The sequence below is a fragment of the Bacillus sp. NP157 genome (genome assembly GCA_018889975.1).
Classification (GTDB): domain Bacteria; phylum Pseudomonadota; class Gammaproteobacteria; order Xanthomonadales; family Rhodanobacteraceae; genus Luteibacter.
Genome location: CP076546.1, coordinates 4,026,553 through 4,043,759, shown reverse-complemented (window position 1 = coordinate 4,043,759; position 17,207 = coordinate 4,026,553). Strand labels below are relative to the sequence as shown.

The window sequence follows — 17,207 nt, the reverse complement described above, 5'->3', positions numbered from 1 at the left end:
CGTGCGCGATCTACGTCCCATCCTGCTCGTCGAGGACAATCCCAAAGACGCCGAGCTGACCCTCGCCGCGCTGGCCAAGTGCCAGTTGCTCAACGACGTCATCCACGTGCGTGACGGCGCGGAAGCGCTCGACTACCTGCGCAGCGAAGGCGCGTTCGCGGGCACCCGCCACGGCGGGCCCGTCGTGGTGTTGCTCGACCTCAAGCTGCCCAAGATCAACGGCCTTGAAGTACTCGAGGAAGTGCGTCGCGACGAAAAACTACGCAGCACGCCGGTCGTGATGCTCACCTCGTCGCGCGAAGAGCAGGATCTCCTGCGCAGCTACAAGCTCGGGGTGAATGCCTTCGTGGTGAAGCCCGTGGACTTCAAGGAATTCTTCGAAGCCATCCAGGGGCTCGGCATGTTCTGGGGCATCACGAACCAGCCACCGCCGCCCTTGCCCGTGCAGGGCGGTGGCGCATGACGAGCGACGCGCGCGCGGCGGCTACCCGCATCCTCCTGCTGGAGGACAGCGCGCTCGACGCGGAGCTGATCGAAGCTCAGCTGGCCCATGCCCGCATGAACTACACGCTGGACCGCGTCTGGACGCTGGACGCGTTCCAGGCAGCGGTGTCGTCGCACGAACACGACATCATCCTTTCCGACCACCTCCTGCGCGGTTTCGATGGCAGCGACGCCCTGGCGATCGCCCGTGCCGACGCGCCGGATGTCCCCTTTATCTTCGTCTCCGGCACGCTCTCGGACGAGCTCGCCGTGGCGGCACTCAAGCAAGGCGCGCGCGACTACGTGGTCAAGCAGCGACTGCAGCGACTGCCGGATGCCATCGATCGTGCATTGTCCGAAAACGAAGAACGAAAGAAGCTTGCCAGGGCCGAACGCGAGCTCAAGGAAAGCCGCGAGCGGCTGCTGCTGATCGCGGACGCGCTGCCCGCGTTGATCGCGCATGTCGACCTCGACCACCGCTACCGCTTCGGCAATGACGCACACACGCACTGGTTCGGCATCACCCCGGAGCAACTGACCGGCATGCACCTCGCCGAGGTGCTGGGCCAGGAAGCCTTCGCCGAGAGTGCCGATTCACTCCTGTCGGTCACGACCGGCGCGCGTACCGTCATCGAAGCCGCCTTCCCGACCAGGCAGGGCGAGCATCGTTACGCGCAGATCGACTGCGTGCCGGAGATGGACGCCGCCGGCGATGTCACCGGCTACTACCTGCTGGCTCGCGACATCACCGACCTGAAGGACGCCGAACGTTCGCTGCGGCAGTCCAACGATACGCTCGAGCGCGAAGTGCGTGCCCGCACGCTCGAGCTGGAGACCAGCCGCAGCCACCTCGCGGCCATCTTCGAGTCCAGCTTCCAGTTGCAGATCCTGCTCGACAAGGAAGGCCGCATCCTCGACGCGAACGCGGCGTCGCTGAACTCCGTGTTGATCGCGAAGACGGCCGTGCTCGGCGAAGCGCTGGTGGACTCACCGTGGTTCGCCGGCACCAGCGCGGCACAGCCCACCGTTCGCGCGGCCATCGCCCGTGCGGCCGAGGGAGAATCCTCGAAGCACGAGCTGGAGCTCTACCTTCCGACCGGACTGCGCAGCTTCGGCTTCTCGTTCCGCCCGCTGCGCGACCGCTCCGGCGACATCGTCGCCGTGGTGTCGGAGGCGGTGGAAACGACGGCACGCCGCCAGGCCGAGCATGCGCTGCGCCAGTCGCAGAAGATCGAGGCCATCGGCCAGTTGACCGGCGGCATCGCCCACGACTTCAACAATATCCTGACGATCATCGCGGGCAGCGCCGAGCTGGCCAAGATGCTGATCGGCAGCCAGGGTTCCGCGGACCGCGCATCGCGAGCGCTGGACCATGCGCTGAAAGGCGTCGCCAGCGCCGCCGCGTTGACGCACCGGCTGCTCGCCTTCGCCCGGCGCCAGCCGCTGAAGACGGAGCCGCTGGACTGTAATCGCCGGCTGTTCGGCATGCAGGACATGCTGAAGCGCGCGCTTGGCGAGCTCGTCCACCTGGAACTGGTGACGGCGCCGAGCCTGTGGAGCGTCGAGGTCGATCCAGCCCAGCTGGAAGCGTCGATCCTCAACCTGGCGGTCAACGCGCGTGATGCCATGCCGGGCGGCGGCCGGCTCGTCATCGAAACCAGCAACACGCGCCTCTCCAGCGATGACGTCGAGCGCATCCCGGAGCTCTCGCCCGGCGAGTACGTCATGCTGCGGGTCAAGGACAGCGGCGAAGGCATGTCCGCCGAGACGATGGCCCGGGTCTTCGAGCCGTTCTTCACGACCAAGGAAGTGGGCCGCGGCACCGGGCTCGGCTTGCCGATGGTCTATGGGTTCGTCCGGCAGTCCGAAGGCCACGTGCTGCTCGACTCCACCGAAGGCAAGGGCACGGCCGTCACCATGTTCTTCCCGCGCTCGATGCAGGTGGCGGAGCCATCCGACGAGGCCAGCCCCGAAGCGACCACGCACGATAGCCGCGATGCCACCATCCTCGTGGCCGAAGACAACGACGACGTCCGCGCCTATGTCGTCGAGGTGCTGCGCGACCTCGGCTATCGCGTCCTCGAAGCACACGATGGCTTCAGTGCGCTGCGACTGCTCGAACGGCCGGACGTGGACGTCGACATGCTCTTCTCGGACGTCGTCATGCCGGGCATGGCCGGCTGGGAGCTCGCGCAGAAGGCCCGGATCATCAAGCCCGGCCTGGTCGTGCTGTTCACCTCGGGCTATCCGCGCAACATGGAAGCGAACGAGCGCGAGGTCCGCGACGTGGGCATCCTCGCCAAGCCGTTCACCCGGACAGAACTGGCCGGCGCGATCGCCGATGCACTCGATGGCGCCAGCCGCGCCGCCGGCAAGGCGCAGCGCCACTAGCGTGCTTGGGGCGTTAGCGGTCGTCGACCGCCAACGCCCTGTCCAGCGCCACTTCGCAATGGACCAGCGCCGTGTCGAAGACCGGCACGGTGACGTTCCCCTGGTTGAGCAGCATCCCCACTTCCGTGCAGCCGAGGATGATGCAGTCCGCACCGCGTTGCACGAGCCGTTCGGCGATCGCGACGTACGTCGCGCGGCTCTGGTCGAGCGTAATGTTGCGGCAAAGCTCGTCGTAGATGATCCGGTGCGTTTCCGCGCGATCCGCAGCCTCGGGAACGATGACGTCGAGCCCGGCCCGTGCAAGCCGGCTCGTGTAGAAGTCCTGCTCCATGGTGAACGCCGTCGCGATCAGGCCCGGCGAACGCAAACCAGCCGCGGCGATGCGCGCCGCCGTGGCGTCCGCGATATGCACCAGCGGGATGCCCACGCCTTCCATCATCTGGTCCGCCACCTTGTGCATCGTGTTGGTCGCGAGCACGAGGAGCCCGGCGCCACCACGCTCGAGTGCCTGGGCTTCGAGGCGAAGGCGTTCGCCCGCCGTCGTCCAGTCGCCGGCGGCCTGGAGCGCTTCGATGGCAGCGAAGTCCACGGAGCGGATCAGCAGTTCCGGCGAATGCAGGCCGCCGAGGCGCGCGGCGGTCAGCCGGCACAGTTCGCTGTAATAGAGCTGGGTCGATGCGGCGGACATGCCGCCAAGAATGCCAATGGTCTTCATGGGGGATCAGTACTCGTCGACGAACACGTCGGATTCAGCCTCGAGGCGACGGTGCAACAGTTCCGCATCTGCGCGCGACTCCGTCACGACGTCACTCAACATGAATATGCAGCGCCCTGTACGCTCTATGGCAACCAGATGCTCGACCTTGAGACAACCATCGAACCCATCGACGCAAATGGCTCCGCGAGCGCCCGACACCTGGAGTCGATCCCCCTCCACCGGAAGCGAGGGCACGTCGAGCGTGCCTGTGGCCATCCCATAGGCGGTCGTCGGGGAGTCGAAGATGCTGAAGTCGATCTCGATTTTCAAAACAGTCCCCTCAGGCCGGATGGGTACCACCCGGATGGTAAACTCTTCCATCCCCAACCGTAGCGACTGACGATGCCCCCAGCCACCGGACGCCGGAACGCCGCCATGGTTGCCGCCGGCATCCTCTGCAGCCGCATCCTGGGCCTCGTGCGCCAGCGGGTGTTCTCGCACTTCTTCGGTCTTTCCGACGCGGCGGACGTGTTCAGCTCGGCGCTGCGCGTGCCCAACTTCCTGCAGAACCTGTTCGGCGAGGGCGTGCTGTCGGCGTCGTTCATCCCGGTCTATGCCCGGCTGCTGCACGAAGGCAGGCGCGAGGAAGCCGACCGGCTGGCCGGGGCCATCGCCGCCGCCCTCGCCCTGGTGATCTCGGCCATCGTGGCCATCGGCGTGCTGGCCACGCCGTGGCTGCTCTGGCTCATCGCCCCCGGCTACTCGGGCGAGAAACGCGAGCTGACGATCCTGATCGTGCGCATTCTGTTTCCCGGTACGGGCATCCTGGTCTGGTCGGCATGGTGCCTGGGCATCCTCAACAGCCACGGCCGCTTCTTCCTCTCCTACGCGGCGCCGGTGGTGTGGAACCTCTCGATGATCGCGACGCTGCTGGTGTTTCGCCAGCAGCCAGCCGACTCGCTGATCGTCTACCTCGGCTGGGGCACGGTGCTCGGCTGCCTGTTGCAGTTCCTCGTGCAGCTGGGCCCGGTGATGAAGCTGTCGCCCGCCATGCGTCCCAACCTCGGATGGCGCTCGGATGATGTGCGACAGGTGACGCGCAGCTTCACCTCGGTCGCGATCGGCCGCGGCGTCGTGCAGATCAGCGCCTTCGTCGACCAGGCCATTTCGACCCTGCTCGGCCAGGGTGCGATGGCGGCGATGACCACGGCCTCGTCGATCAACATGCTGCCGATCAGCCTGTTCGGCATGGCGATCTCCGCGGCCGAGCTGCCCGAGCTGTCGCGCGTGGCGGGCAAGGAGCTGGATGCCGAAGGCGCAGCGAAACTCTCCCGGCGCCTGGATAACGGCCTCGCCCGCATCGCCTTCTTCGTGGTTCCCTCGGCGATGGCGTTCTTCGTGCTGGGCAACGTCATCGTGGCGGCGCTTTACCAGTCGGGTAAATTCACTCGCGCCGATGCCAACTACGTCTGGGCGATCCTCGCCGGCTCCGGCGTCGGCCTGCTCGCCTCGACGTTCGGCCGCCTGTATGCCTCGACCTACTACGCACTGCGCGACACGCGCACGCCGCTACGCTTCGCCATGATCCGCCTGGTGGCCACGGCCCTGCTCGGCCTTGGCGGTGCGCTATGGCTACCGGGCGCCCTCGGCATCGCGCCGAAGTGGGGCACCGCGTTCCTCACCGCCTCGGCTGGCATCGCCGGCTGGATCGAGTTCTACCTGCTGCGCCGGGGCATGAATGCGCGGCTGGGCACGACGGGCGTGCCCTTTGCCATGATGGCCAGGCTATGGGGTGCCGCGCTGGTCGCCGCCATCGCCGCCGGCACGGCGGAATGGTTCGGGCCCGACCTCGGGCCGATCCTCGTGGCGGTGTACGTCCTCGGCGTGTACGGCGTGGTCTACTTCGGCGCGACCTTCATGCTGCGCATCGAGGAAAGCCAGGCCTTGCTTGGACGGCTGCGTCGCTGACGCGACTCACCGCACGATCAGCGTCGAAACACAGTCCTGGCTTGCGGGTTGGCCGCGACCCGTGAAGTACATGATCGAGATCTGCGCGTTGCCGACGCGTCCATCGAAACGCCTCGCGGTCGGCATGGGATCGGGTGAGGGATGGCTCGATGGCGCAGGCGCTCCAATCAACGCAGGAACCTCGTTGAGATGATAGGCGGCAACCAGCTCACCGGCGGGAACGCATTGGGTCTCGGCGAGCATGGCGTCGAACATGCCTACGCGGGAACTCGTATCGGGGACGTACCGAATGTCTCGCAACACCGCGCCGTCGGCGAACGTCACGTCGTTGCCGCGCTGCCTGCCATATGCATCGCCCGGACCGAAAACCATGCCTCGCTCGGTCAGTCTCTGCGTTAGCCGTGGCGAGTCCATGCCCTCTTCGGCAAAGACACCGATGAAGTCCCTGATGTCGGCGAATCCATGGCGCGTCGAAGCGGCCATGGCATGCGCGGTAACGAACACCAGGATAATCGCCAGCAGCCACCGTGGAATCGTCACGTCCCTCATATGCCCGCATCCTTCCCTTTTTATGCACTGTTTACGCCGCGACCCATAAGCATAAGCCAGACATTATGCGAGCCGACAGATACTGCCTCGCACCTAACCATGGAATACCCGGATGTCGATCCTGCTGGTGGTCGCCGCTCCCGACCTTGACGCCGATGCCTTCGTCGCAAGCGAACCGATGATGCAGTTGTGGGATCGGGCCCAGGCGGCGGGCGAGGACTTGCTGTGGCGACCGTGCCGCGACGTGACCGACGTGGCGGCGTGCCTCGCCACGCCACGCGATGTCGACCTGATCCTGCTGGACATGGATCCGGATGCCATCGACGAGCCAGGCACTACCCTTCTGCGCGACGCCTTGAACGCGTCGTCCATCCCGCTGATCGAGATCCATGACGGCAGTCGCGAAGGCGACCTGGCACGCGTGTCGCCAGGGCACGCCTCACTGGTCAGCATCACCGTGCCCGGCAACCGGATCGGCGGGTACGGCATGGCCCTTTCGGTCGGCCTGCGCTACCTCGCCACGCAGCGCCTGCGGGCGGCCTGAAGGGGCCACGGCCGGCGCCAGGCCGCTCCGGGGTTGGGCCGGACGCTTCCTGAACGACGGAAGGGCCGCCTGCGGCCCCGGTTCATCCTCCCGCAAGGCAGGCCAAAGCAGACTCCGGTTGGCAGTAACCCCGGCCTCGTGCCTCGTACCGGAGATAGACCCATGCGTAAATCCACCCTGCTGTTGGCCGCTTCGCTCGGCCTCGTCGTGGCCTCGGGCGCCTTCGCCTCCGACCGTCCCGACCCGGGCAAGCTGACCACCAAGTGCCTCGACGCCGCGGCGAAGAAGTTCGACGTGAAGAACGACTACATCCAGCTGCAGCCGATCCAGGCCGCCGATTCCGGTTACGCCATCACCGGCGTCGCCGACGCGGGCATGGACGGCAAGAAGAACTTCACCTGTCAGTTCGATAAGAAGGGCAAGCTGGCCAACCTCGTTCCCGACGCGAAGTAATCGCAAGATCGCTGGTCGCGCGCAGGGCGCGGCCGGCGATGTCGTCGGCACGTCGCGCTGAAACCTGGATTGGCCCCTGTCAACATGGGAGCATGGCGCCGCGCTTTCGCGCTCACCAGGGAATCACCGGCATGCGTTACCTGCTCGCGCACGTGATGGGAGTGGCGCTGGCTGGCGTGGGTCAAGCGGCGCTTGCGCAGGCACCGGCGGTGCAGACCCCACCGGAAATGCCCCCGCAGGCCTGTCCCCTCCCGGGTAACGACGGGCCCACCGTCCCTTCGGTGGAGCGCAGCCTGACCGGCCAGCTTGTCATCCACGACAATATCCGCGGCTGGGTCGAACTGGTCCTCGACGAACCAACCTGTGGCATGGACTCCGTGGAGCTTTACTCCAACGTCGAGGACGGCCCGTCGCTGTGGAAGTGGAAGGGCTGCCATGTCCGCTCGGTCGGCACGCTCGACTTCGCGCCGAACGGCTATTTCAGCGCCGACGTCTACCAGACGGTGGTGTCACTCACCCCTATCGAAGCCTGCGAGGCGACGCCGCCCGGTCCGGATTATTCCAAGCTCGCACCGGATCCTTCCGTGCACGATTACCGGGTGGCGATGGATCTGATCTACGGGGAAGGAGAGCATCCGGTGGTGTTCCATGTCACCAGCCATGGAAAGGAGCTCACGCCTTACGAGGTCTACGCCAGCTACTACCTGACCGGCAGCTTCGTTCTCTATGGCAGCTGCGGCAAGGGCTTCGCGGTTGACGAGGTATGGGGCACCCCCGAGGCGAAGCCGTCGCATTTCGACACGCCACGCACGATGGACGACAAGGCCCAGTACGATCCCGAGACCGCGGCGGTGGCCGGCGTGACCCACCTGGCCCTCGGCTATAGCTGCACCCGCGACATCCTCAAGGATGACGACGACGAACCGGCATCCGCCACGTCGGTTGCGGCGCCGCAGCCGGCGGTGAAGAATGGCCAGGCACCCGCGAGGAGCACGCCATGACGATCACGATCACCGCGTTCGAACGGTCGCCCGACGGCGGCATGGGCCTGGCACGCGACACACGCGTACGCTGGGCACTGGAAGAAACCGGCCAGCCTTACGAGGTGCGCTGCGTGTCGTTCCAGGCCATGAAGGAGCCGGCCTACCTCGCCATCCAGCCGTTCGGGCAGATTCCGACCTTCCAGCAGGACGACCTCACCCTGTTCGAGTCGGGCGCGATCATCTTCCATCTCGCCGATCGCTATCCCGGGCTGTTGCCCGACGAGCCGAACGCTCGCGCCCGCGCGATCATGTGGATGTTCGCCGCCCTGAACTCGGTCGAGCCGCCGATCCTCGACCTCGTCACCTGCCGCTTCTCGGAGGGCGACAAGCCCTGGGCCGCGGAGCGCATGCCGCTGGTCCAGGAACGCATCCGCCAGCGCATCGCCCAGCTTGCCCGGCACATGGGTGATACCGAGTGGCTGGAAGGCGAGTTCAGCGCAGGCGACCTCGTGATGGCGTCGGTACTCATGCGGCTGAAGCCGTCCGGCATGCTCAACGAGTTTCCGACGCTCGCGGCCTATGTGGCCCGCGCCGAAGCAAGGCCTGCGTACCAGCGCGCGTTCGCGGCCCAGTGGGCGACCAACAATCCCACACCGCCCGCGGGGTAGATGGGCACCGGCGCAGCGTGCCAGCGTCGTGTCGGCCGATCGCCCCCTAAATGCCATGTCGTTGCACGACAGTGGGACGCTCATTGGAAGGGGATCGGATCATGACGCGATCGACTTGGCTTGCCGCAGCCGCGCTGCTGCTCGTGCCTGCTTTTGCCAGCGCCGAGACCGGCGGGGAAAAGCTGGTCAATCAGCAGGACCGGCCATGGCAGCCGGCCGCCCCCGCCGTGCAGACGCCGCTCTGGCCGGCCGGGCTGAAGATCGCCGCACCGGCCTATCCCGGCAACGAACGATTCGGGTCGAGCACCGGGCAGATCGCCGGGCGCGGCATCGTCATGGTCCAGCATGTCTCGGTACCGACGATGTCGATCTTCCGGCCCGTCGGCAAGAACAATGGCGCCGCGCTGGTGGTGTTTCCCGGTGGCGGCTATCGCGTGCTGGCGATCGATCTCGAAGGCACGGAAGTCTGCGACTGGGCCACTGCGAAAGGCATGACCTGCGTCGTCGTGAAATACCGCGTGCCGGGCTCCGGGCCCTACTGGAACGACGAGTGCAACTGCCGTCGCAATCCGGCCGAGCCGATGGCGCTGCAGGATGCGCAGCGCGCGATCAGCCTGCTACGCCAGCAGGCCGCGTCGCTGGGCGTGGATCCGCACAAGATCGGCGTCGTCGGATTCTCGGCGGGGGGACGCATGGTCGCCGATGTCAGCAACCACGCGAAGCGTAGCTACAAGCCGGTCGACGACGCCGACAAGCAAAGCGTGCGACCGGACTTCGCGATCGCACTCTATCCCGGCCACCTGTGGACGAAGCCCGGCCTGACGCTGGACCCCCAGGTGAAGATCGACCCGCATGCACCGCCGACGCTGATCGTCCAGGCCGAAGACGACGCCACCGACGATATCCGCGAATCGCTCACCTACTACCTCGCCCTTCAACAGGCAAAGGTCCCGGTCGAGATGCACCTCTACGCCAAGGGCGGCCACGCCTTCGGCCTGCGCAAGACCGACAACGCGATCACCGAGTGGCCCGCCCTCGCAGAGCGATGGATGACGGGCCTCGGGATGATCGGCGGAGCAGGGGCAAAATAAGGCCGGCGATGCGCTGTCGGTCGCGGGCCCTAAGCCGTGTAGTCCATCCGGCGCAGGTCCTCGAGGAGGCTGGGGCCGGTGGGCGTCCAGCCCAGGTAGTCGCGGGTCCAGGCGCTGGACGCGGGCATGTCGAGGGCGGCGAAGATCGACAGCCAGCCGAAGTGCGCCGCGGCCTCTTCCGGTGCGATCGAGCGCAGCGGCAGGCCGAGGCCCTCCGCGACGACCGTGGCGATGTCGCGGGCCGAGACACCTTCCTCGTCGACGGCGTGGTAGCGCGCACCCACTTCGGCTTTCTCGATCGCGAGCCGATACAGGCGAGCGACGTCGTCCACGTGCGCGGCGGGCCAGCGGTTGTTGCCATCGCCTACGTAGGCGACCAGCCCCTTCGCGCGCGACTGGTCGATGAAGGGCGACACCAGGCCCTGTTTCACCGGATCGTGGACCTGGGGTAGCCGCACCACGGACAGGTTCACCCCGGCGTCGAGCAAGGCATTGCCGGCCATCTCCGACGCGACGCGCGGATTGGGATGGTCGAGGTTGACGATCTGTTCGCGCGCCGGCTGGTGGTCGGCGCCCATGCCCAGGCCGGTGCCCGAGGTAATGAGCAAGGGACGTTGGGAGCCTTTCAGCACCGACCCAAGGGCCCCGATGACACGACGGTCCTTCTCGCAATTGGCGACGAAGTTCGAGAAGTCGTGGTCGAAGGCGGTGTGGATCACGGCGTCGACGCCTTCGGCACCCGCGCGCAGGCTGTCGAGGTCTTCCAGCGTCGCCTGGTGCGCCTCGGCGCCGGCGGCCGCCAGCGCACGGGCACCGCTCTCCGATCGGGTCATGCCAAGCACCTGGTGGCCGGCCGCGAGCAACTCGGGGACGATGCGCGAACCGATGAAACCCGTGGCGCCGGTAAGGAAAATACGCATGGGGATTACTCCGTGGGGGAAGCCAGGGTGTAGTCTTGGCCCACGCCGCTCCCTGTTAAAGTAGGGACGTTATCCTGTTATAACCGCCACCCCCTTCGGCCATGGCTACCGATAACCCGCATACCCTGGGTCGCTTCCTGCGCGACCGCCGCTCCCGGCTCGACCCGGCCACCTTCGGTTTCACCGGCGGTCGCCGGCGCACGCCCGGGCTGCGCCGGGAGGAAGTCGCCCAGCGCGCCAACATCAGCCCGACCTGGTACACCTGGCTCGAACAGGGTCGCGGCGGCGCGCCCTCCGCGTCCGTGCTCGAGCGCCTCGCCGGCTGCCTGATGCTGACCGAGACCGAGCGCGAGCACATGTTCATGCTGGCACTCGGCCACCCGCCGCAACCACGCTACCGGGAAAGCGAAGGCATCACGCCGCGGCTGCAGCGCGTGCTCGACGCCATGCCGACCAGCCCCGCCATCGTCCGCACCGCCACGTGGGACGTCGTGGCCTGGAATCGTGCCGCCGCCGTCGTGCTCACCGACTACGCCACGCTGCCGCGCGAGCAACGCAACATCCTTCGCCTGATGTTTTCCAGCCAGCGCATCCGTGCCGCGCAGGACGACTGGCTGAGCGTCGCCCGCTTCGTGGTCGGCACCTTTCGCGCCGACGCCGCGCGCGCCGGCGCCGGTGACGAAATCAACGCGCTGGTGGAAGAGCTGTGCCAGGGCAGCGCGGAGTTCGCGACGCTCTGGCGCAGCAGCGACATCGCCGGGCATGGCGATGGGATGAAGCGCATGCATCACCCCACGCTGGGCACGATGGAGCTGGAATTCTCCACCTTCGCCGTCGACGGCCGCCCGGACCTCACGATGATGGTCTACAACCCCACCACGCCGGAACTGGTGGCACGCGTGCTCGCGCAGGTCACGAACGGGGGCTGACCGCTTCCTTCCTGCCCTCCATCCAGTCGTAAAGCACCGGCAACAGCACCAGCGTCAACAGGGTTGCCGTGACCAGGCCGCCGACGACGACGGTCGCCAGCGGACGCTGGGTCTCGGCGCCGACACCGCGGGAGAGCAGCATCGGCACGAGGCCCAGGATCGCCACGCTCGCCGTCATCAACACCGGCCGCAGTCGCAGCGCCGTGCCGCGTAAGACGGCCTCACGCACGCCCATGCCCGCACGGCGCTGTTCGTTGAGGAAGCTGACCAGCACGATACCGTTGAGCATGGCCACGCCGAACACGGCGATGAACCCGATCGCGGAGGGCACCGACAGGTATTGCCCGGTGAGGAACAGGCCGACGACCCCGCCGATCGTCGCGAACGGCACGTTGGCAAGGATCAGCGCGGCATGCCTGGTCGAGTTGAAGGCGGTATAGAGCAGGATGAAGATCAGGAAGATCGTTGCCGGCACGATGATCGCCAGCCGTGCCAGCGCACGTTGCTGGTTCTCGAACGCGCCGCCCCATTCGCTGTAGTAGCCGGTCGGCATCGGTACCGATGTCGCCAGGGCCGCGTTGGCGTCGCGGACGAAGCCATCGATGTCGCGGCCGCGCACGTCCATCTGGATCACGGCGTAGCGCTGCAGCTGTTCGCGGCGGATGAACGAGTAGCCCTCCGCGGTGGTAAGGGAGGCCACCTGGTCGAGCCGCACCAGTGCACCGGACGGCGTCCGTAGCGGTATCCGTTCGAGTTCCTGCAGCGAGGCCGTATTCGCCGCGTTGAGTCGCACCGTCAGGTCGAAACGCTTCACCCCGTCCAGCAGCGTGCCGACGGGCTCGCCGCCGATGCCGTTGCGAACTACGGTGAGGATGTCCTGGGCATTCAGGCCATAGCGGGCAAGGGCTTCGCGGTCCACCGCGATGCGTACCTGTGGCTTGCCCAGGTTGGCTTCGAGGGCGAGGTCGGCGACGCCCGGCACGCCGGCCAGCACCGCCTTGCTGGCCGCGGCGAGGCGATCGAGCTGAGCGAGATCATCGCCATAGATCTTCAGCGCGAGCGTGGCGCGCACGCCGGAAATCAATTCCTCGATACGCATCTGGATCGGCTGGGTGTAACTGACCACGGCCGTGGGTAGCAGCGCGCCGAGTTCGGCCTGCATGGCTTCCTCGATGCTTTCCAGGGTCTGGCCGCGGCGCCACTGCGCCTCCTGCTTCAACGGCGTGTAAACCTCCATGTAGTTCACGTCCGCCGTCTCGCCTTTCTCGGCGCGCCCGATCATCGCCAGCGTCGTGTCCACCTCCGGGAACTTCGCCTTGATCCGGTCGGCGACGCGCCGCGAGATGTCGATCGACTCGTCCAGGGAAGCGGAAGGGATCGAGGTGATCCGCCACATGATGGCGCCCTCGCGGAGGTTGGGCATGAACTCCTTGCCGAGGAACGGGAACAGCGCGAGCGACGCGATGAGCGCGGCAGCGGCGATACCGAGCACGACCCTGCGATGCGCGAGCGACCAGCCCAGCACCCGCGCATAGGCTCGCTTGAGGTAGCCAACCAGGCGCGTGTCCTTCTCGGCTTTCGGCTTGAGCACCAGCGCGGCCAGCACCGGCACCAGGGTCAGCGCAAGCACCAATGAGCCGGCCATGGCGAAGCTGATGTTGAATGCCATCGGCTTGAACATCTTGCCTTCGAGCCCTTGCAGGCTGAGCAACGGAAGGAACACCACGATGATGATCAGGATCGCGAAGGCCATGGGTGCCGCCACTTCGCGTGCCGCCTGCAACACCGCCGCGGAACGGTCGACGCCCGCGCCTTCGGCACGCTTCTCGGCCATGATCCTGAAAGCGTTCTCCACCATCACCACCGCACCGTCGACCATCATGCCGATACCGATCGCGAGGCCGGCAAGCGACATCAGGTTGGCCGACAGCCCGGCCTGCCCCATGCAGATGAACGCGATGAGCATGGCCAGGGGCAGGGTCACGACGACGATCAGTGCGCTGCGCAACTCGCCGAGGAAGAGGAACAGCACCAGTGCGACGAGGATCGAGCCCTCGATGAGCGCGCGCACCGCGGTACCTACCGCGGCGTTGACCAGGTCGGTGCGTTCGTAGACGGGCTTGACGACCGTTCCGTTGGGTAACGCCTTTCGTACCGTTTCCAGCTTCGCCTTGACCGCGTCGACCACGCTGCGCGCATTCTCGCCGACGCGGGCGAGCGCCTGCCCCAGCACCACTTCCTTGCCATCGCGGGTCACCGCACCCGTGCGCGGCGCGCCGGCCTCGGTCACCGTCGCGACGTCGCGGATGTAGACCGGCGTTCCGTCGCTGGACGTGAGCACGATGCTGCCGATGTCCTTCGCGTTTTCCACCAGCCCGAGGCCGCGGACAAGGTATTGCTCGCGGCCGACGTCGAGCACGTTGCCACCGACCTGCGCGTTGTTCGCGGCCAGCGCATCGATCACGTCCCTGAAGCCGAGCGAATGCGCGGCCAGCCGAAGCGGATCGACACGCACCTGGTACTGCTTCTGCTGGCCGCCCCACGAGGTCACGTCGTCGACGCCGGGCGCCGTACGCAGGATCAGCCGGATCGACCAGTCCTGCAGTGCACGCAGGTCCATGTCGGATGGCGCGTCCGCCGCCGTGTCGCTGGCACGCTCCACGGTGTACCAGAACACCTGGCCCAGGCCGGATGTGTTCGGTCCCATCTCCGGCTTTCCATAACCCGCCGGAAGCCGCTCACCGACCTGTTGCAGCCGTTCGTTCACGAGCTGGCGGGCGAAATAGATATCCATGTCGTCGTCGAAATAGACCGACACATAAGACAGTCCGAACAGGCTGACCGAGCGCACGTCCTGCACGCCGGGCAGGCCGGCAAGGGACGACTCGACGGGCGTGGTGAGCAGGGTTTCCACGTCTTCGGCGGCAAGGCCGGCGGCTTCGGTGTAGACATTCACCTGCACCGGCGTGACGTCGGGGAAGGCATCGATCGGCAGCGTGCGCGCGGCGTGGTAGCCAAACGCGGCCACGAGCACGAAGCCGATGATCACCAGCACCTTGTACTGCAACGACAGGGCGACGATACGGGTGAGCATCATTCGTCTCCCAGCTGCGCACGGAGGATCCGTGCCTTCAAGGCGAACGCTCCCTTGCTGACATAGGGCACGCCTTCCTCCAGCCCCTGCCTGATCGCCGTCCACCCATCGCGGGTGCCACCCGGGTCGATCGCCACCGGTTCGAATTGACCGGGCCGTTCTCCACGGACGAAGACGGTCGGCTGGTTTTGCAGCAGGACGATCGCTTCGGCGGGGACCGCCAGCGTCGCCGTCGATGCACCGACGGCAATCCGCGCTTCGACCAGTTCGCCGGGATGCAGCAGGTCGTGTTCGTTGCCGACGCGGATGCGCAGGCTGACCGTGCGGCTCGCCTCGCTGGCCTGGTGCGACCGCTGGATCACGCGGCCGCGGAGTTCCCGTCCGTGCGCCAGCACCGTGGCCTCGGCGTCGCGCTTCACCTGCGCGGCGTCGCCGGGGGCAAGGCGGGCGTCGACCCATACCGACGATTCGGCGACGAGCGTAAACAGGACGCGGCCCGGCTCGACGCGCTCACCCACGATGAAGTCATCCGTCGTCACCCGGCCGGCCTGCGGCGCCAGCAAGGCGAAGCGGCCGTCCGCCGCAGGCGAGCCACGCTTCACCAGATCGGCAAGCTGGCCGTCGGACAGGCCATAGGCCTTCAGCTTCGCCCGGGCCTGGTCGCGCTGGATGAGTGCCTCGTTGTAGCGTCGCGCCGAGACGGCCTGCGGTCCCAGCGCAGCGACGCGTGCCCAGTCCTGGCTGGCGACGATGAGCTGGCCCTGCGTTTCGGCGACGTCGACGCTGGAAAGGACGACCAGCGGCTGGCCCGCCTTCACCTCATCGCCAAGCGCCGCCTTGCGCGCGACCACCTGCGACGCGACGCGCGGCGTGACCAGCGCGGTGGCGTACGCATCGGCCTTGACTTCGCCGGGTGCGCGAAGCTCATCGGTCATGTTCCGACGGGCGAGCTGGCTGACCACGATGCCGGCCTCCCGGATGGCGTCGGCGTCCAGCGTCAGCGGATGCGTCGTCGTGGCAGGCTCGACGGGCGCGGCATCGGCGAGACATGGCAGCAACGCGGCGACGACGACGCACAGGGTTTTCTTGCGATACGAAACGAAGGTCATGGCGTGGTGTCCTTTGCGTGGCTGCCGATCCATTCGGTGAGGCGGCCCGACGTGGCGAGGTAGTCGAACCACGCCTGCCACGCCTGGTTTTCCAGGGCGAGGCCGGCGAGTGCGGTATCGAGGTGCTGTTTCACCTGCACGAGGTAATCCGAGGTGGTGATTTCGCCGGCCTGCCAAAGCCGGTCGAGTTGCAACGTGGGTGCGTCACGCCCTTCGGCACGCGTGCGGCGGAACGATTCGCTTGCCGCACGTAGTGCCGCGTACGTCGCCCGCGTTCCTTGCCATTGCGCAGCGACGCGAAGCGCCACGGCACGACGCGCCGCCCACGCGGCATCGGCATCGGCGCGCGCCGCATCCACGTCGTGTCGCCCGCTGTTGCGCAGGGGGATGGGGATCGAGACGCTGACGCCGACGACACGATCGGTACGCGGACCACTGCGCACCTGGCCACCGGTGAGGCTCACGGTCGGATCGGGACGGCGGGCACGGTCGGCGACGACGACGGCCGCATCGCTACGCTCCTGCTCGGCCTGGGCCTCGACCGTCTCGATCCGCTCGGCCTCGGGCACGGGCACCACGGCGTCGATCGACGGTGGCAGCTCGCGCGGCAATGCGGGCAAAGGCTCGCGGACATCGCTGCCAAGCGCGGCCAGCGCTGCATCCGCGGATGCAGCCTGCGCATCCAGCGCGGACTGCTGCACGTGGGCTTCGCCCAGGGCAAGGCGGGCGAGGTCCCGCTCCGGGCCGCTGATGTCGCCCGCTTCCAGCCGTCGCGCGGCCTCCGCGTCGAAGCGCTGCATCAGGGCGAGGCGCTCGCGGCCAAGCACGACCTGGTCCCGCGCGAGGGTCGTGCCGGCCCATGCCTTGAGCCACTCGGCGGCGACGTCGCGCCGCTCGCGCCGCAGCACGGCTTCGCGACCACGCACGGCGGCGGCGTTTTCGACCACCCGCGCGCCGCGCTTGCCGGTGACGTCGAGAGTCAGGCTCGCGCCCACCGTACGGCGATCGACGTCGGCGTTTTCGCCGTCCAGCTGGAGCGAAGGGTTGTAGACCGGCTGGCCGGCGGCATGGGCGCGCTCCTGCGCGGCGCGAAGGCTGGCATCGGCGGCTTCGACCCGCGGGCTACGCGCCCAGAGGTCACGGATGGCCGCCTGCACGGCAGGTGGCGGTGCGGCTAACGAGGACGTGCCGGCGGTCGCCTGGCTGGCGATGGCCGGGACGGCAAGCAACGCGCACAGGGCGCCGAGAGGCGCTGTACGTCGAGCGAACATGGGGGTTTCTCCTGGGACACAAGCAATCCACGCCGCTGCAAGGGCAGCGGCGCGCCA

General features: G+C 67.4%; 16 protein-coding genes. 9 read left to right on the top strand and 7 right to left on the bottom strand.

Annotated elements, in window-relative coordinates; all coding sequences use genetic code 11:
* Nucleotide 1: 1 nt before the first annotated feature.
* Nucleotides 2-463, top strand: coding sequence for a response regulator (locus KPL74_18455; GenBank protein ID QWT19719.1), 462 nt, complete (start codon nucleotides 2-4; stop codon nucleotides 461-463).
* Nucleotides 460-2,874 (top strand): PAS domain-containing protein, encoded by a 2,415-nt coding sequence (locus KPL74_18450; protein QWT19718.1) that lies wholly within the window; start codon nucleotides 460-462, stop codon nucleotides 2,872-2,874. The genes KPL74_18455 and KPL74_18450 overlap by 4 nt, the downstream gene beginning before the upstream one ends.
* 13 nt (nucleotides 2,875-2,887) lie before the next feature.
* On the opposite strand, the gene KPL74_18445 is transcribed toward KPL74_18450, so the two are convergent.
* Nucleotides 2,888-3,589: an aspartate/glutamate racemase family protein gene (locus tag KPL74_18445; GenBank protein ID QWT19717.1), complete on the bottom strand. Its 702-nt coding sequence runs from the start codon at nucleotides 3,587-3,589 to the stop codon at nucleotides 2,888-2,890.
* 6 nt (nucleotides 3,590-3,595) lie between these two features.
* Nucleotides 3,596-3,952: a hypothetical protein gene (locus KPL74_18440; GenBank protein ID QWT19716.1), complete on the bottom strand. Its 357-nt coding sequence runs from the start codon at nucleotides 3,950-3,952 to the stop codon at nucleotides 3,596-3,598.
* Nucleotides 3,953-4,006: 54 nt separating this feature from the next.
* Here KPL74_18440 and murJ point away from each other — a divergent pair, with 54 nt between their 5' ends.
* Nucleotides 4,007-5,539: a murein biosynthesis integral membrane protein MurJ gene (gene murJ, locus KPL74_18435; protein QWT19715.1), complete on the top strand. Its 1,533-nt coding sequence runs from the start codon at nucleotides 4,007-4,009 to the stop codon at nucleotides 5,537-5,539.
* Between the two features lie 6 nt (nucleotides 5,540-5,545).
* Here the strand turns inward: murJ and KPL74_18430 are convergent, their stop codons facing one another.
* Nucleotides 5,546-6,088, bottom strand: coding sequence for a hypothetical protein (locus tag KPL74_18430; protein QWT19714.1), 543 nt, complete (start codon nucleotides 6,086-6,088; stop codon nucleotides 5,546-5,548).
* 112 nt (nucleotides 6,089-6,200) lie between these two features.
* Here KPL74_18430 and KPL74_18425 point away from each other — a divergent pair, with 112 nt between their 5' ends.
* The 5 genes from KPL74_18425 (at nucleotide 6,201) to KPL74_18405 (ending at nucleotide 9,827) form a co-directional block, all read left to right on the top strand.
* Nucleotides 6,201-6,632, top strand: coding sequence for a hypothetical protein (locus KPL74_18425; protein QWT19713.1), 432 nt, complete (start codon nucleotides 6,201-6,203; stop codon nucleotides 6,630-6,632).
* Nucleotides 6,633-6,794: 162 nt separating this feature from the next.
* Nucleotides 6,795-7,085: a hypothetical protein gene (locus tag KPL74_18420; GenBank protein QWT19712.1), complete on the top strand. Its 291-nt coding sequence runs from the start codon at nucleotides 6,795-6,797 to the stop codon at nucleotides 7,083-7,085.
* Between the two features lie 131 nt (nucleotides 7,086-7,216).
* Entirely contained in the window at nucleotides 7,217-8,086 is an 870-nt protein-coding gene (locus tag KPL74_18415) for a hypothetical protein (GenBank protein ID QWT19711.1), read from the top strand.
* Entirely contained in the window at nucleotides 8,083-8,736 is a 654-nt protein-coding gene (locus KPL74_18410) for a glutathione S-transferase family protein (protein QWT19710.1), read from the top strand. The genes KPL74_18415 and KPL74_18410 overlap by 4 nt, the downstream gene beginning before the upstream one ends.
* A gap of 101 nt (nucleotides 8,737-8,837) precedes the next feature.
* On the top strand, nucleotides 8,838-9,827 hold the full coding sequence (locus KPL74_18405; GenBank protein QWT19709.1) for an alpha/beta hydrolase: 990 nt from the start codon (nucleotides 8,838-8,840) through the stop codon (nucleotides 9,825-9,827).
* A gap of 29 nt (nucleotides 9,828-9,856) precedes the next feature.
* Here the strand turns inward: KPL74_18405 and KPL74_18400 are convergent, their stop codons facing one another.
* The gene (locus tag KPL74_18400; GenBank protein ID QWT19708.1) at nucleotides 9,857-10,747 is read right to left on the bottom strand and encodes an SDR family oxidoreductase; all 891 of its coding nucleotides are present in this window, start codon (nucleotides 10,745-10,747) and stop codon (nucleotides 9,857-9,859) included.
* Between the two features lie 101 nt (nucleotides 10,748-10,848).
* On the opposite strand from KPL74_18400, the gene KPL74_18395 reads away from it, so the two are divergent.
* The gene (locus KPL74_18395) at nucleotides 10,849-11,676 is read left to right on the top strand and encodes a helix-turn-helix transcriptional regulator (protein ID QWT19707.1); all 828 of its coding nucleotides are present in this window, start codon (nucleotides 10,849-10,851) and stop codon (nucleotides 11,674-11,676) included.
* On the opposite strand, the gene KPL74_18390 is transcribed toward KPL74_18395, so the two are convergent.
* The 3 genes from KPL74_18390 to KPL74_18380 are packed head-to-tail and all read right to left on the bottom strand — an operon-like array spanning nucleotide 11,660 to nucleotide 17,150.
* Nucleotides 11,660-14,770, bottom strand: a complete 3,111-nt coding sequence (locus KPL74_18390) for a CusA/CzcA family heavy metal efflux RND transporter (protein QWT19706.1) — start codon at nucleotides 14,768-14,770, stop codon at nucleotides 11,660-11,662. The genes KPL74_18395 and KPL74_18390 overlap by 17 nt on opposite strands.
* Nucleotides 14,770-15,879: an efflux RND transporter periplasmic adaptor subunit gene (locus KPL74_18385; protein QWT19705.1), complete on the bottom strand. Its 1,110-nt coding sequence runs from the start codon at nucleotides 15,877-15,879 to the stop codon at nucleotides 14,770-14,772. The genes KPL74_18390 and KPL74_18385 overlap by 1 nt, the downstream gene beginning before the upstream one ends.
* Entirely contained in the window at nucleotides 15,876-17,150 is a 1,275-nt protein-coding gene (locus tag KPL74_18380) for a TolC family protein (GenBank protein ID QWT19704.1), read from the bottom strand. The genes KPL74_18385 and KPL74_18380 overlap by 4 nt, the downstream gene beginning before the upstream one ends.
* Nucleotides 17,151-17,207 lie beyond the last annotated feature (57 nt).

Coding starts and splice junctions, on each gene's coding strand:
- KPL74_18450 (QWT19718.1), top strand. CDS start 460: ATGACGAGCGACGCGCGCGCGGCGGCTACCCGCATCCTCCTGCTGGAG.
- KPL74_18445 (QWT19717.1), bottom strand. CDS start 3,589: ATGAAGACCATTGGCATTCTTGGCGGCATGTCCGCCGCATCGACCCAG.
- KPL74_18440 (QWT19716.1), bottom strand. CDS start 3,952: ATGGAAGAGTTTACCATCCGGGTGGTACCCATCCGGCCTGAGGGGACT.
- murJ (QWT19715.1), top strand. CDS start 4,007: ATGGTTGCCGCCGGCATCCTCTGCAGCCGCATCCTGGGCCTCGTGCGC.
- KPL74_18430 (QWT19714.1), bottom strand. CDS start 6,088: ATGAGGGACGTGACGATTCCACGGTGGCTGCTGGCGATTATCCTGGTG.
- KPL74_18425 (QWT19713.1), top strand. CDS start 6,201: ATGTCGATCCTGCTGGTGGTCGCCGCTCCCGACCTTGACGCCGATGCC.
- KPL74_18420 (QWT19712.1), top strand. CDS start 6,795: ATGCGTAAATCCACCCTGCTGTTGGCCGCTTCGCTCGGCCTCGTCGTG.
- KPL74_18415 (QWT19711.1), top strand. CDS start 7,217: ATGCGTTACCTGCTCGCGCACGTGATGGGAGTGGCGCTGGCTGGCGTG.
- KPL74_18410 (QWT19710.1), top strand. CDS start 8,083: ATGACGATCACGATCACCGCGTTCGAACGGTCGCCCGACGGCGGCATG.
- KPL74_18405 (QWT19709.1), top strand. CDS start 8,838: ATGACGCGATCGACTTGGCTTGCCGCAGCCGCGCTGCTGCTCGTGCCT.
- KPL74_18400 (QWT19708.1), bottom strand. CDS start 10,747: ATGCGTATTTTCCTTACCGGCGCCACGGGTTTCATCGGTTCGCGCATC.
- KPL74_18395 (QWT19707.1), top strand. CDS start 10,849: ATGGCTACCGATAACCCGCATACCCTGGGTCGCTTCCTGCGCGACCGC.
- KPL74_18390 (QWT19706.1), bottom strand. CDS start 14,770: ATGCTCACCCGTATCGTCGCCCTGTCGTTGCAGTACAAGGTGCTGGTG.
- KPL74_18385 (QWT19705.1), bottom strand. CDS start 15,879: ATGACCTTCGTTTCGTATCGCAAGAAAACCCTGTGCGTCGTCGTCGCC.
- KPL74_18380 (QWT19704.1), bottom strand. CDS start 17,150: ATGTTCGCTCGACGTACAGCGCCTCTCGGCGCCCTGTGCGCGTTGCTT.